Below are 14293 nucleotides of genomic sequence, written 5' to 3'. Positions count from 1 at the left end.
ACAATTAACAGACAACAACTATCAGAGAGGCCAAACTATGGAAAGCTTCGAAGACTTACTGAATATGTTGGAACGCCCTGCCGCCAAACCTCGTGCGGTAAAGCGTAAATGGCGCGAAATAGAACAGTTGAAAGAGCGCCAGCGCCTGAAAAAGGAGCTGAGCGACATCGACTGGACCATTGAACCGGAACTGGCCGATATCGAATTGTAACAAAACGCCCGCTGGCAACAGCGGGCGTTTTTTGCTTCTGCTATCCGCTACAACTGCCAGTTAATCGGGGTTTTACCCTGCTTAACCAATAGCTCGTTTGCCTGTTTAAAGTGGCCACAACCGAGAAAACCACGATGTGCCGACAGCGGTGACGGATGCGGTGCTTCCAGCACAAAATGGCGTTGCCGGTCTATCAGGCGGCCCTTTTTCTGCGCATGCGAACCCCAAAGCAAAAATACGATGCCCTGACACTGTGCGCTGATTTGTGCAATCACCTTATCGGTAAACTGCTCCCAGCCCAAATGCCGGTGCGAGTTGGCCTGCGTTGCTACCACGGTAAGCACCGTATTAAGCAGCAACACGCCCTGCTTTGCCCAGGCCTCCAGACAGCCGTGCGCCGGGATCTGAAAGTCAGCATATTCCAGTGCCAGCTCTTTATACATATTTTGCAGTGACGGTGGCGTGCGCACCCCGGGGCGAACTGAAAACGCCAAACCATGCGCCTGATTCGGTCCGTGGTAAGGGTCTTGCCCCAGGATCACCACCTTAAGGTTGTCTAACTCCGTCAGCTTAAAAGCGTTAAACACGTCCGCTTCCGGCGGGTAGATAACCTGGCCTGCCAGCCGCGCTTGTTTCACCTGCTCCAGCGTAGCAAGAAAATACGGCTCGGTTTTCTCCTGCCCTAATAACTGCTGCCACGGCATCAGGCTTGCTCCAGTTTCAGCAATTCCTGCTGCAGCACGGCAAAGTCGGCCGGAATATCTTTGCTTAGCCCCTGTTCGGCTGCGCAGCGCGCTAAGGCTTCGGGCAGCGCAATCGGTGTACCGAGAATGTTTTCTACCTGCTCTTTAAACTTGGCCGGATGTGCCGTGCCAAGGAAAATACCGTACTCGCCATGCTGCAGGCTGCGCTTTAACGCTCTGTAAGCCACGGCTGCATGCGGCTCACTTAAATAACCCAGTTGTGACAGCTGACGCACGCCAAGCACCGTATCATCTTCATCTACCATCACCGCTTCAATATCATCACGGCTGATCACGCCCTGTGCCAGCAAGGCTTCAACCCGCGGCCAGTTATTCGGCGCAGCCACATCCATCGCATTCGATAAGGTGGCAACTGTGGTTTTGGGCTGCCAGTCGCCGCTGCGCCAATAGCGCGGCACGGTATCATTAGCATTAGTGGCTGCTACCATCCGTTTAATTGGCAGGCCCAGTGCCTTAGCAATTAAGCCGGCGGTTAAATTACCAAAGTTACCACTGGGTACCGCAATCACCAGTTGGTCACGCTTATTTGCCGGCACTTGCGCCACAGCTTCAAAGTAGTAGCAAATTTGCGCAAACAAACGGCTGATATTAATGGAGTTGGCCGAATTAATGCTGAGCTTATCCACCAGTGCTTTATGATCAAATACCTGTTTTACCAGAGCCTGACACTGGTCAAAGTCACCGTCTACCGCCAGAGTAGTGATATTTTCACCTAAGGTGGTAAACAGCTTTTCCTGCAACGGGCTTATCTTGCCCTTCGGGAATAAAATAACCACCTGCACACCGGGCTGGCGATAAAACGCATGCGCTACAGCTGCCCCGGTATCACCCGAGGTGGCAGTAACAATGGTGGTTTTTTTACCGGCCTGCGCTTTAGCCAGGGCTTGAGCCATAAAACGGCCGCCGAAGTCTTTAAAGGCCAGCGTCGGGCCATGAAACAACTCCAGGCAAGCCACATCATCCGCCACCGGCACCAGCGGTGCAGGGAAGGTAAAGGCGTTACTGACCATCGCACTTAGCTCTGCCGCGCTTAGCTCATCGCCAATCAGCGCTTGTAAAATGGCACTGCTGCGCTCCACCAGCGACATATTCAGCAGCGCTGCGATATCCGGTTTTGGCCAGCTGGTGGGAAAAAATAAACCCTGGTCGCGGCCCAGGCCCTGACGTACTGCCTGTAAAAAATCCACCTGCTCAGCAGGCACTTTAATATTGGTTAACAACATGTGTAATTCCTACAGCGCCCGGGCGCCGGCTAATGACAAGCGACAAATTTGTGTGGTCGCGTCCTGATTCTTTTCATAATGCCGTGATAAATAATCAGCGGCAAGCTGCGCCTGCGCATCATCACGACATAAGGCAAATAACGTTGGGCCGGCACCGGAGATGCCCAGATGCAAAATGCCCAGCTCTGCCAGTGCAGCTCTGAGCGCTGGCAACTCCGGCAGTAACGGCGTGCGCGCCGGTTCGGCCACCAAATCCTGCAAGGCCGCAGCAGCATCGTCTTCATCCTGCGCATACATGGCACTGACAAAGCGGCTTAACATACCGGCAAAAGCAATGCTGTGCGCCAGGCTCAATTGCTGCGGCAATACGGCGCGGGCAGCTTTAGTCGACAGCACAGTGCCGGGGTAGCTTAGTACCACACGCCAATGCGCAAACCACGGCAAGCTGCGGCAAATGGCTGCACTTTGCGGCAACATCAGTTGCAAACCGCCAAAGTACGAAGGCGCTACATTGTCATAATGCACACTGCCACTAACGCCACCTTCGGCTTGCGCCATCAGCTGCAGCAATTCAGCTTGCGCTAACGGCTGACCAAAGTAATCGTTAAAGGCGTAGCAGGCCACCACTATAGAACAAGCGCTGGAACCCAGACCACTGCCCACCGGCAAATTTTTATGCAGCCGCAGGGCTAAGCGCGGCAGCGTGCGGCCCACTTTTTGTTCAAAGGCGTAGAAGCAACTCAGCACCAGGTTGTCATCGGTGTTTTGCGGCAACTGATGCACATAGCGGCCGACAATATCCAGGCTAAGCTCTGCTTGTTCAGCAACAATATCCAGCACGTCGCCAAATAATTCACCGCTTAGCGGCTCAAAGGCCGCACCGAGCAAATCAAAGCCAACCGAGAAATTGCCGGTTGAAGCCGGGGCATAATAACGTTTCAGGTGATCCGCACGGACTAATTCAGAAGTTTTCTGCATCGTTACTACACCTGTTGTTGCCAGCCAAGGGTGCGCATAATATCGCTGAATACCCCGGCAGAGGTTACCGCGGCACCGGCACCATAACCGCGCAGCACAAACGGGATCGGCTGATAATAGCGGGTGTGGATAGCCAGCGCGTTTTCACCGTCTTTCACCTTCGCCAGCGGATGTTCCGCATCCAGTGCCTTTATCGCAACCTTACACTTACCATCAACAATTTCGCCGATATAGCGCAGTACCTTGCCTTCGGCTTTCGCTGAGGCAATGCGTTTGGCAAAGGCCGCATCTAACTGCGGCAATTGCGCGATAAACTCATCCACCGTTGCGCCGGCAGCAAAGTCAAGCGGTAGCACCGACTCCACTTCTACATCACTGAGCTCCAGCGTCATGCCAGCTTCACGGGCCAGAATTAATAATTTTCTCGCCACATCCATGCCGGATAAATCATCACGCGGGTCAGGCTCGGTAAAGCCCAGTGCTTTGGCCTTTTTCGTTACATCCGATAAGGCGACACCCTGCTCCAACTCGCCAAACATATAAGATAAAGAGCCGGATAAAATACCTTCAAAGGCCAGCAGCTCGTCACCGGCATTGAGCAAGCCCTGCAAGGTATCAATCACCGGTAAACCGGCACCCACGGTAGTCTCATACAGAAAACGCCGCCGGTTTTGCTGTGCCAGTTGCCGCAATTGCTGGTAATAGGCAAAGGAAGCTGTGTTGGCTTTTTTGTTCGGCGTCACAACATGGAAGCCGGCCGCGAGAAAATCAGCATACTGCGCAGCTACCTGCTCTGAGCTGGTGCAGTCAACCAGTACCGGGTTAGTCAGGTGCTGTTGCTGCGCAAATTGGCTGAGCAACTCCACGGAAAACGGCGCTTTTGCCTGTGCCAGTTGTGACTGCCAGTTTGCTAAGTCGATGCCGTCGTTCTGTAATAAGGTCGCCGAGCTGTTGGCAATACCGTAGACATTCAGCTTCACCTGGCGGCTGTGTAAAAAAGCCTGTTGGCGCTGAATTTGTGCCAGCAGTTCACTGCCCACTACACCGCAGCCAACCAAAAACACATCAATGCTGGGGATATGGCTGAAGAAATTTTCATGACATACCTTCACCGCATTTTTACAGGCGGCCTGCTCGATAACCGCAGAAATAGAGCGCTCGCTGCTATCCTGAGCGATGGCCACCACATTGACCCGCGCCTGGGCTAAGGAGGCAAAAAACTTGGCGGCTACACCACGGTGCTGTCGCATACCATCACCCACCAGGCTGACGATTGCCATGTCAGATAAAATGCTCAGCTCGCGCAATAAGCCGGTTTGCAGCTCCAGTTCAAACTCCTGCTGCAGCGCTTTTTTTGCTGCTGCTAAATGCAACTGTGGTACACAGAAGCTGATGCTGAATTCAGACGATGACTGGGTAATTAAACTGACCGAAATCTGTGCCCTTGCCATAGAAGCAAATACGCGACTGGCCATCCCCACTACGCCTTTTAAGCCCGGGCCGGATACCGTGATCAGCGCCAGATGCTCGAGACTGGAAATCCCTTTTACCAGCGCATCGCCCTCACCGTTGTTATCAATACAGGTGCCTGGCGCCGCCGGGTTAAGCGTGTTTTTGATATAACAGGGAATATTGTAACGTGCCAGCGGGCCTATAGTTTTCGGGTGCAGTACCTTGGCGCCAAAATATGACAACTCCATGGCCTCGTCATACGACAGTTTATCAATCAGTTTGGCGTTTTTGACCTGGCGCGGATCAGCGCTGTATACGCCATCGACATCGGTCCAAATCTCGCAGGCCGCAGCACGGATACTGGCGGCGACAATAGCGCCGGAATAATCAGAGCCATTACGGCCGAGCAAGCAGGTTTCGCCCTGAGCATTGCTGGAAACAAAACCGGCAATCACATATACCTGAGCGCTCTGGCCGGCAATAGCCTGTTGTAAGGTCTGCTCTGAGGCGGCAATATCGGCGCTGGCATTTAAATAGTCGCCACTGCTTTTTACCAGGCTGATGGCGTCCAGCGCCACGGTCTGTAACTGTTTGGCATTTAGCAGCGCCGTCATCAGCGCCACACTGAATTGCTCACCCAGGCCCAGGATCTGCGCTTTTATATGGTCCGGACAATGCCGCAACAGCTGAATACCGGTAAGTTGTGCCTGTAACTGTGTCAGCTGCGCCTGTGCTACCCGCTGCAAACCAGCCAGCTCTGCTGAGGGAAACAACTGCGCTGCTTCAGATGCCAGCGCCTGATAGCGGTCAGCCAGTTGCTTAAGCAGCGCACTGAAATCGGATCCCAGATAAGCTAAATCGGTCAGCTCAACCAGGGTGTTGGTCACCCCCTGCGGCGCCGACAACACCAGACAGATACGGTCAGTGGTAGTCAGTTGTTGCACTATTTGTGCAACCCCGGCAAAACGGTCAACTGACGCCAGCGACGAACCGCCAAATTTGAGCACCCTCATGTTAAAACTCCTTGCGCATTAATTACTGTAGTGGTCAGTTATCGCGACTCTTTGTTGGTTTTTTAGTGGCTCTGAAATAACAGAGCCAAAAAAAAGACCCGTGACATTTGAGGTCACGGGTCTTTTTTAAGACAACACACCGCCGACCTCCTACCCCGAAGGGTTGGTGGTAATAATAATGGTGGTGAGTACAGTCGTTTTTATTTTCATCGCATTCACTATGCACAGACTTTCAGACGTCTGTCAACGACAAAGTGTGCCGCAGCATCATTTTACCTTTTGCAGATAACCTTCCGCGACATAAGTCCGCACACAATTGCGCCCCTGTCGCTTTGCATTGTATAGGGCGATATCAGCTTGTTGGATCATTTCATCTGCGCTTTGCTGCTCAAAGCTTGATACACCGATACTGAGTGTTAATGCGATGTCTTGCTGATTATAATTTATCGTTTTTTCTGCGATCGTCGAACAAATGCGGTTTGCTACCATCAAAGCTCCACTGAGCGTTGTTTCAGGCAATATTACACCGAACTCCTCACCGCCATAGCGACCAAATATATCAGTGTCACGCAATAAGGCACTGATAGACTGTGCCACTGCAGTCAGAACGGCGTCCCCGCCCTGATGGCCGTAGGTATCATTGAGTTGTTTAAACTTGTCCAGGTCAAACAACAATAAAGACAGCGGATGTTGGTAGCGGGTCGCCCGTAATAGCTCCTGCTGCAACTGCTGTTGCCAATAACGACGATTATAGATGCCGGTCAAACCATCAGTACGGTTGGCAAGCTCTAACTGCAACATACTGCTTTGTAACTGTTGCTGGTAAAAAAATGCATCTGTGGCATCTTCAATTAAAATACACAGATAGCTGGCATTACCACCTGGCGCAGTCAGCGGCATAATGCTGCAATTTTGCGCCATATAATCACTGCCGGTGCTTAGCGGGCGTAAATGCGGTAACTTAAAAATATACTGGCGTTGTTCCCAGTTACTGAATGACGGTACTTGTAATTCCCGCACGCTGTCCAGCTTTCGTTGCAACCAGGCTTTGGGTAAATCGTCAAATACATCAAACAAAGATTGCCCCTGTACTGCCGTCAATATTACGTTGGCGCGCCTGGCAATAAACTGATTGAAAAACACCACCCTATACTGGCTATCCAGAACAACAACGCCACTATTTAACTGCGCCAGCAAGGGCTCAAATACACCGCTCAGCTGCATCAGAATCCGGCCAGTATTTTATCTAACATCTGCCTGAGGCGAAGCACAGCCTCACCGGGGATCAGCATCATCATATCGCAGTTAAAACTGTAGTCTGTTAGTTGATAGCGGATATCAACCATCAATGCCAATTGCCATTGACTTGCCGTTTCGGTCAGCTTGCGGCTGAAATGTTGATCCCGGCTTGATAAAATCCGTGGTGCAGCGTACGAAAAACTGTTTTCCAGTTGCTCGGCCAAACCGTTGAGAGAAGTCGTAGTTAGTACAGAACTGATATCGGTCAGCATTTCAGCTTCTGAACTGTCATCGTCGCTGTAACCAAGTAATTGGGCAATCACACCGACATTTTCCAGTTGATAAAGCATAATAGCTTCCCCACGCAGCCCCTGATCGCCAAAAAAACCTAAGCTGACCAAGGTTGTGCTTTGCTCACCATAACGTTGATTTACGTGTTGCGGCAGCTGAAGGGTGTCTACCAGTTCAATAGCAGGTACCTGCAAATGTACCAATGTATCTAAATAACGGGCAAGCTTGTCGCTGGCAAGCCCCATCGCGACGTTGACCAGTTCTTGCAAGCAATCGCGTTGTTCTTCCGTGAATTGCAGCGGCGTCATATAAGCCCATACTTGTGCATTACTTCAGCCAGTTTTTCTGCGCTGGCGGGCTTACGGACAAATGCCAGCGCACCGAGCTCCATTACTCTTTTTTGCATTTCCGGCTGAATATCGGCTGATACCACAATAACCAAACAGTCCATGGCTTCTGCTTTAACAGCCTCAAGCACGCCAACGCCATCAAGCTCAGGCATGGTTAAGTCCAGAAACACCAGACCTATATCCTGCGTACGCAAAATAGCCAACGCTTCCAACCCATTACCGGCGGTTACAATGTCGGCATCAAAATCAACCGGAAGGGATTTTTTTAACTGATTACGCGCCAGCATAGAGTCGTCGCAAATTAGAACGGTTAACGCCATTTACAGCAGCCTATATTATTGTTGTGATTTATCGGCAAAAACTGGTTAAAAAATATATACAGAGTGCCACTATAAAGCAATATCTGCGCTATAAATAGCTCAGATCCGCTCAGGCTATTTGCAAACTGCCGGTTATTGGTTATGGTAGTGTGATAAGCAAAAATCATCTCGTCACACAAGGTTACTTCATGCAGCACAAAAGCTTATCCCGTAAGCTGTTAACCAAAGTTTTGTCAGTGTATTTTATTCTGACCTTCGTGGTAACGTTGGGACAAATTGTTGCGGAATACTTTAATACCAAAAACCATATTAATGGCGAGCTGGAAACGCTGCAGCAAACCTTTTCCGGCAGCCTGACACGTGCCATTTGGGAATTAAATACCCAGCAAGCGCTGATTATTGCCGATGGTTTGCTGGCGATCCCGGCCATCGAGGGTATTATCGTGCGTGACGACAGCGGCGCTGTTATTACCCAGCTGGGCCGTTACCTTAATATTCAGGAACGTTTCAGTACCCAACTGGTGCGCGAAGGCGTACGCCTGACAGAACAGCAGTCCGGCATTTTCGGTTACACCTTTCCGCTGATTTTTGAGTTTTCCGGCCGCGCCACCCAGGTCGGTGATGTCACGCTGTTTTCCAGCCGCGCCGTGGTAATAGACCGGATAAAAGTGGGCATTTACTTCCTGGTCGGTAATGCCATGCTAAAAACCACCTTTCTGATCATTCTGTTTTTATTGGCCTTTCGTAAACAACTTACCCTGCCGCTGACAGAACTAACCCAGCAAATTGAAGACCTGGAGCTGGATCAACTCGACGGCGCCAAAGTAGAAATTCAGCATGACGACACCTCAGAGCTCAGTGTAATGGCGGATGCCTTTAACCGCTTGATCAGCCGGGTGCAGGATTATAAAACTCAGTTGGAAACCACGCAAAAGCAGCTGATGTTGTCGAATGAAAAACTGGACCAGCAAAACCTGATGCTGGAGCAGGAAGTGGCGCGTAAAACGTCCGGTTTAAGCCAGGCCATGATGGACTTACAACAACAAAAGCAAGAGTTAGAAGTAAAACAGCAAAGCTTGCGTGAAGAAATAGAGCGCCGCCGTCACACTGAAGATGCACTGCGCAGTAAACAAACCGAGCTGGAAAAAATTGTTGATGATCTAAAACAAGCACAAGACCGGCTGGTACAGTCAGAGAAAATGGCCGCTCTTGGCGGTCTGGTCGCCGGCATTACGCATGAAGTAAATACCCCGGTAGGTATTGGTGTTACCGCCACCAGCTTCCTTGCTGAGAAAATAAACACCCTGGCGCAAGCCTATAAAGATAAAACCTTGTCGCCAAAAAATCTGGAGCATTTTATTGAAGAGGCGACCCAGGGCGCCGAGCTGTTACAGTCCAATTTAATTCGCGCATCTGAGCTTATTGCCAGCTTTAAACAAATTGCGGTTGACCAAACCAGCGAAGCGGTTCGCACTATTAACCTGGCAGACTACCTGCACGAAGTGATCCGCTCACTACAGCCCAATTTCAAGAAAACCCGCCATCAAATTGAAGTAAATTGCCCGGATAACATTATGCTGAACTGTCCGGCCGGGGCGATATCACAAATCTTCACTAACCTACTGATGAACTCGTTAATTCACGCCTTTGAAGATATTGAGGAGGGTCAGATCCGGATTACTGTATTAGATGAAGATGACAATGTTGACATCAAATACAGTGACAATGGTAAAGGGCTGACTCCGGAGCAATTAGAAAAACTGTTCCATCCGTTTTTTACCACTAAGCGCGATCAAGGCGGCAGCGGTTTGGGTACGCATATTACCTATAATCTGGTGCGCCAGACGCTGGGCGGTAGTATTACCGTCAGCAGCGAGCCGGGCAAGGGCCTGCATTATCATATTTGCTTTCCAAAAAATCTGAAAATTCCGGCCTGATCCACGCTATACTGCCGGTCGGTTTTTTTCGATTTGAGTGAATTATGTGGTTTAAAAATGTTCGCGTTTATAAGCTCAGCGCCCCCCTGAGCACCGATGTTGCGGCTTGGGAACAAGCCCTGGCTGAATTCAAGTTTACCCCGTTAAGCGCCCAGGAAGCGGTAAAAACCGGCTTCAGCTTTCCGCTACACCCCAGTATTAAGCAGTATTGCCATGCCTGTGGGCATTTGCAGTTTTTTGCCGTTAAACGCCAGGAAAAAATTCTGCCGGCTGCAGTGATCAACGAAGAAATGCAGCCCAAAGTAGAAGCGATGGAGCTGGAAAAAGGCCGGCCGTTAAGCCGCAAAGAAAAACAAAGCCTGAAAGAAGAGCTGCAACTGAGCCTTTTGCCCAGAGCCTTCAGCCGTTCCTCATTAACTCAGGGCTACTATGACCCGGAAAACCAGTGGTTAGTGATTAACAGCGGCAGTGCCGGTAAAGCGGAAGATGTGCTGGCCCTGCTGCGCAAAGCGTTAGGTTCGTTACCGGCCTTACCCTGGCTGGACAACCATAAGCTGAATGCCAATTTGCAGCTATGGCTGCAAAACAAAGCGCTGCCGCAAGGTTTTGTACAAGGTAGTGATGCTGAGCTCAAAGCGCCGGATGAAGAAGGCGCTAAAGTGAAATTCAGCAATCACCTGCTTACGGCCGATGAAGTGCAAAGCCACCTGCAGGATAAACTGGTTACCAGTATTGGCCTGGAACAAGCCGAAGGTCTGTCACTGCAAATCACTGATGACGGCGCTCTTAAGCGGCTGAAATTTCATGATCTGCTGACCGGGCAAAACGACGAGCTGGGTTGGGAAGATTTAACCGCCAGGCTCGACGCTGATTTACTGCTGATGGCATCCGCACTCAATCTGGCGTTACTCAGCATCAGTCAGCAACTAACTGAAGCTGAGTAATTTTTAGCTGAAGATAGTCCGCACATCCTGATATACCGTTTGTATTTCAGGATGCTGCATAAAATCGTCCTGCGGCACCATTTTCATCGCCACATAATACTGCAGCAGCCGTTGTTGCAGTTCTTTATCGGCATAGCCATCTCTGGCAATTACCGCCAGACGGATAAAATCGGTATAACCCGGCCCCGGTTTATCCGGTTGCAGCTTTTTCCATTGCAGTGCTGCCTGATAAAATTCGTCGGCAAAGCCCCACGCATACAAAATCCGCATGCTGACTTCTGTCGACAGCTTGGTTGCCAATTGGTATAAAAAGCGCGGGTCACCTAACAGGGCCTGTTCCCGCTCTGCCTCGGCAATAACCGGCAAGGCACCGATATTATGCACCAGGGCAACCAGGGTCATAACGTCTTTGTTCAGGCCACTGCGCGCCTCGCGGCTGTTGTAATACGCCAAACACGATGCAGCTACACTTGCTACCTGCACACTGCTTTGCCACAAAGCATCTAACTGTTGTTGCACCTGCTTATGTTTGGAGACAAACACCTGCTCCAACGCCATGGCAATGGCAATATTACGAATTTGGCTCAGGCCTATACGGGTAACTGCCTGATTCAATGTATTCACTTTAATAGAGCGGCCCATAAAGGCACTGTTTGCTACCTTGATCATCCTGGCGGCCAACGCCGGGTCTTGTGCTATCACATCTGCCATATCCAGCAAGCTGATATCGGCTTCTGCCGAGCGTTGCCGTACTTTTAACGCTACGTCAGGTAAGGTTGGTAACAGCAGCTTATCTTGCTGTATTTTCTGCTCCAAAATTTGAATTAACTGCTGTTGTGCAGACATAAATCTCCTTCCCGATGCTGTTAATTATTTAACGCGCGCTGAGGCGTCAACACTGTGCTGCACTATAGTCTGTATTTTTAACAACAACTCAGCACAGACCAGGCTTTGTTCATTGTTAGCACAACGCTCCAGTTCACCGGCCAGCGTGGTCAGTTCAGGATAGCCCATACTGCCGGCACTACCTTTTAAACTGTGCGCGGCAAATGCCAGCTCGCGCCATTGCGTGGCATCATAATAACCTTGCAACTCACTGCACAAGGCCGGCAACTGGGCAGTAAACTGCTGCTTCAGTGCCTGCATTTGCGGATCTTGTGCTAACTGCTGTTCTAATAATTCCACAGCCGTTAAAGATGTCTTAGCGCCATATTTGCTTAAGATATTAAGTAAATCGCTCTGCATTACCGGTTTTGGCAGCAAACTTTGGCAGCCGGCGCTTTTATAACGCTCCAGGTCTTCCGTCATCACATTAGCGGTAACCGCGATAACCGGCGTCTCGATACCGGCGTGGCGAATTAAACGCGTGGCCTCTTCTCCGCCCATCAGCGGCATTTGCATATCCATAAAAATCAAGTCGAAGTCTTCTGCCAGGGCGCGTTCAACCGCTTTATGGCCGTTATCAACCAATACACAGGTCGCGTTGGCTTTTGCCAGCATCAATTTCAGCAGCAGTTGATTATCCGGGTTATCCTCAGCCACCAAAATATGTAATTGCTGCGCCGGGGTTTCGGCTTCATCGGTACAGGCCGGGCCAGGCTCTTTACTAAAGCTGTCAACCAATTCAGGTTGCTGCGCAGCACAGTTAAAATGCAGCTCAAAACAACTGCCGATGCCCTTTACACTTTCTACCTGGATATCGCCGTCCATCTGTTGCATCAATTTCTTTGATATACAGAGCCCCAGCCCGGTGCCGCCAAAATGCCGGGTGACAGTGGCGTCCGCCTGCACAAAAGGTTGAAAAATCCGGCTGAGCTCTTCCGCTGTCATGCCTATACCACTGTCTTTCACTTTGATGGTTAATTGCTGACGCAGCACATCGTAGACTACGCTGATCACTATCTTGCCTTTCTTAGTAAACTTGACCGAGTTGCTGGTTAGGTTCAGCAGTACCTGACGAAAACGCAAAGCGTCATTGTATAGTTGCAGCGGCAGCGGAAATTGCAGCTCTAAGGTACATTGCAGGCCTTTGGCTTCAGCCTGGCTACGGGTTAATTGGAATACATCGTCAATTAACGCCAGACAGTTAAAGGCTTCGTAATTAAGCTCCAGCTTTTCGGCTTCTATTTTAGACAGGTCGAGAATGTCATTGATTAAACCCAGTAGATGATCACCGCTTTTTAACACCCGCTGTAAGTAGTTTTGCAGTTTTTCATTATCATGCTCGCTTTGTGCCTGCTCGGAAAAGCCGATGATCGCTGTTAACGGCGTGCGGATCTCATGGCTCATATTGGCCAGAAACACGCTTTTTAAGCGGTTTGCCTGCTCTGCCGCTTCCCGCGCCAGGATCAACTCCTGGTTTGCTGCAGCTAAATCGTCATTGGCCCTGGCCAAATCCTGAGTACGGCGTAGCACCTTGTCTTCCAATTGCTGCTTATAAGCCCGTTCCCGTTCGCGATACACCCGCAGTTGTCGCACCATGACATTAAAAGCAGCAAACATATCGCCCAGTTCATCCTGCTTTTTCACTTCCAGCAGAGTAGACAAATCGCCCCGCCCTACTGCCGTTTTAGCCGCAGTAAGCTGTTTAATCGGCTCAAAGACATTGCGGATCAACAACCAATACACCAGCAGGGGTAAGATCAGGCACACCAATAACGTTAGCAATACCAATACCAGAGACAGCAGCCGTTGCTGACGTAATAATTCCGCTTTATCAATACCATAAAGTAACTGATAGGCACCGGGTAAGCTTTTTCCCAGCAATAAGCGGCTTTGCCCTAATAACAATTCTGTTGAGAAGCGGTCGGCATCGATACTTTGCTGAATGGCACGAAAATTAGTCGGCGCAAAAGCACTGCCAATCAAGGCCATATTATCGGCGTAGGTAACCGTGGCCGCCTTGCTGATCAGTAAAGTGACACTGTTGGGTGTATGACGGTAACTGACTACCTGAGCAAACAAATCCGGGTTTACCATAACCACCAGGTAACCCCATAGCCGGCGTGACTCGGTGACGGAGCTGGAGTACAGCTTATGTGCAAAAAACAGCTGTAAGGTGCTGCTGACGGTGTCTTCAGCGAGGAAATAGCCCGCTTCATCCACCTGAGCCTGTAACGAGGAAAAATATTCATTGCGAAAGCGGTTAGGCACGCCGGAATAATCGGCAACCGGCGGCAGTTGTGTTTCATAATCGCCGTTCAGGGTAAGCAACTTTAAGCTGCGGATGCTGCTGTCTGCCTGCATAAAGCGGCTAAATTGCTGCTCCAGTGCGCTAAGCACGTCCGGTTGCGACTGTTGAATATGTTGTTGGAGCAAGGGGCTTTGGGCCAGCATCGCCAGCCGGGTTTGTTGCTGCTGCAAAAATGTCGTTAACTGTAATTGTTGCTGATATAAGGCTTGCTCCACCTCATAATAGGCTTTCTTCTGCAAATGTTGTTTGCTGAATTCGTAGGCCAGATAGCCGAATGCCATTACCGGTAGCACCAGCAATGGCAACATATAGGCCACCAGAGTTTCGCGTAACCTCATCCTTGCCCTGACTCCGGAGTAAAGCCTTGCCGGCTCTGCA

12 protein-coding genes are annotated in these 14293 nt (G+C 50.4%); 3 read left to right on the top strand and 9 right to left on the bottom strand.

The window, feature by feature from the left end:
- Positions 1-37 precede the first annotated feature (37 nt).
- Entirely contained in the window at positions 38-211 is a 174-nt protein-coding gene (locus Q8O77_RS09350; protein WP_134051760.1) for a DUF3545 family protein, read from the top strand.
- Between the two features lie 47 nt (positions 212-258).
- Here Q8O77_RS09350 and ung read toward each other — a convergent pair whose 3' ends face one another.
- From ung to Q8O77_RS09315, 7 genes are all read right to left on the bottom strand, one after another.
- Entirely contained in the window at positions 259-915 is a 657-nt protein-coding gene (ung, locus tag Q8O77_RS09345; RefSeq protein WP_305552592.1) for a uracil-DNA glycosylase, read from the bottom strand.
- Positions 915-2198, bottom strand: a complete 1284-nt coding sequence (gene thrC / locus Q8O77_RS09340; protein WP_305552591.1) for a threonine synthase — start codon at positions 2196-2198, stop codon at positions 915-917. Before thrC ends, ung begins: the two co-directional genes overlap by 1 nt.
- 9 nt (positions 2199-2207) lie before the next feature.
- Positions 2208-3176 (bottom strand): homoserine kinase, encoded by a 969-nt coding sequence (gene thrB, locus Q8O77_RS09335; RefSeq protein WP_305552590.1) that lies wholly within the window; start codon positions 3174-3176, stop codon positions 2208-2210.
- Positions 3177-3181: 5 nt separating this feature from the next.
- On the bottom strand, positions 3182-5641 hold the full coding sequence (thrA, locus tag Q8O77_RS09330) for a bifunctional aspartate kinase/homoserine dehydrogenase I (RefSeq protein ID WP_305552589.1): 2460 nt from the start codon (positions 5639-5641) through the stop codon (positions 3182-3184).
- A gap of 267 nt (positions 5642-5908) precedes the next feature.
- On the bottom strand, positions 5909-6865 hold the full coding sequence (locus tag Q8O77_RS09325) for a GGDEF domain-containing protein (protein WP_305552588.1): 957 nt from the start codon (positions 6863-6865) through the stop codon (positions 5909-5911).
- Positions 6865-7479: a chemotaxis protein gene (locus Q8O77_RS09320; RefSeq protein ID WP_305552587.1), complete on the bottom strand. Its 615-nt coding sequence runs from the start codon at positions 7477-7479 to the stop codon at positions 6865-6867. Before Q8O77_RS09320 ends, Q8O77_RS09325 begins: the two co-directional genes overlap by 1 nt.
- The gene (locus Q8O77_RS09315) at positions 7476-7841 is read right to left on the bottom strand and encodes a response regulator (RefSeq protein ID WP_305552585.1); all 366 of its coding nucleotides are present in this window, start codon (positions 7839-7841) and stop codon (positions 7476-7478) included. Before Q8O77_RS09315 ends, Q8O77_RS09320 begins: the two co-directional genes overlap by 4 nt.
- Before the next feature lie 188 nt (positions 7842-8029).
- Here Q8O77_RS09315 and Q8O77_RS09310 point away from each other — a divergent pair, with 188 nt between their 5' ends.
- Positions 8030-9778, top strand: coding sequence for an ATP-binding protein (locus Q8O77_RS09310; protein WP_305552584.1), 1749 nt, complete (start codon positions 8030-8032; stop codon positions 9776-9778).
- A gap of 44 nt (positions 9779-9822) precedes the next feature.
- Positions 9823-10722 carry a recombination-associated protein RdgC gene (locus Q8O77_RS09305; RefSeq protein ID WP_305552583.1) on the top strand — a complete coding sequence of 300 codons (900 nt, stop codon included), beginning with the start codon at positions 9823-9825 and terminating at the stop codon, positions 10720-10722.
- 3 nt (positions 10723-10725) lie between these two features.
- On the opposite strand, the gene Q8O77_RS09300 is transcribed toward Q8O77_RS09305, so the two are convergent.
- Both Q8O77_RS09300 and Q8O77_RS09295 read right to left on the bottom strand, forming a co-directional pair.
- Positions 10726-11568 carry an HDOD domain-containing protein gene (locus tag Q8O77_RS09300; protein WP_305552582.1) on the bottom strand — a complete coding sequence of 281 codons (843 nt, stop codon included), beginning with the start codon at positions 11566-11568 and terminating at the stop codon, positions 10726-10728.
- A gap of 24 nt (positions 11569-11592) precedes the next feature.
- Positions 11593-14253 carry an ATP-binding protein gene (locus Q8O77_RS09295; RefSeq protein WP_305552581.1) on the bottom strand — a complete coding sequence of 887 codons (2661 nt, stop codon included), beginning with the start codon at positions 14251-14253 and terminating at the stop codon, positions 11593-11595.
- Positions 14254-14293 lie beyond the last annotated feature (40 nt).

It is taken from the genome of Rheinheimera sp. (assembly GCF_030690345.1).
Classification (GTDB): Bacteria; Pseudomonadota; Gammaproteobacteria; order Enterobacterales; family Alteromonadaceae; genus Alishewanella.
The sequence above is the reverse complement of the archived record's forward strand: the minus strand, read 5'-3'. Positions and strand labels throughout refer to the sequence as shown.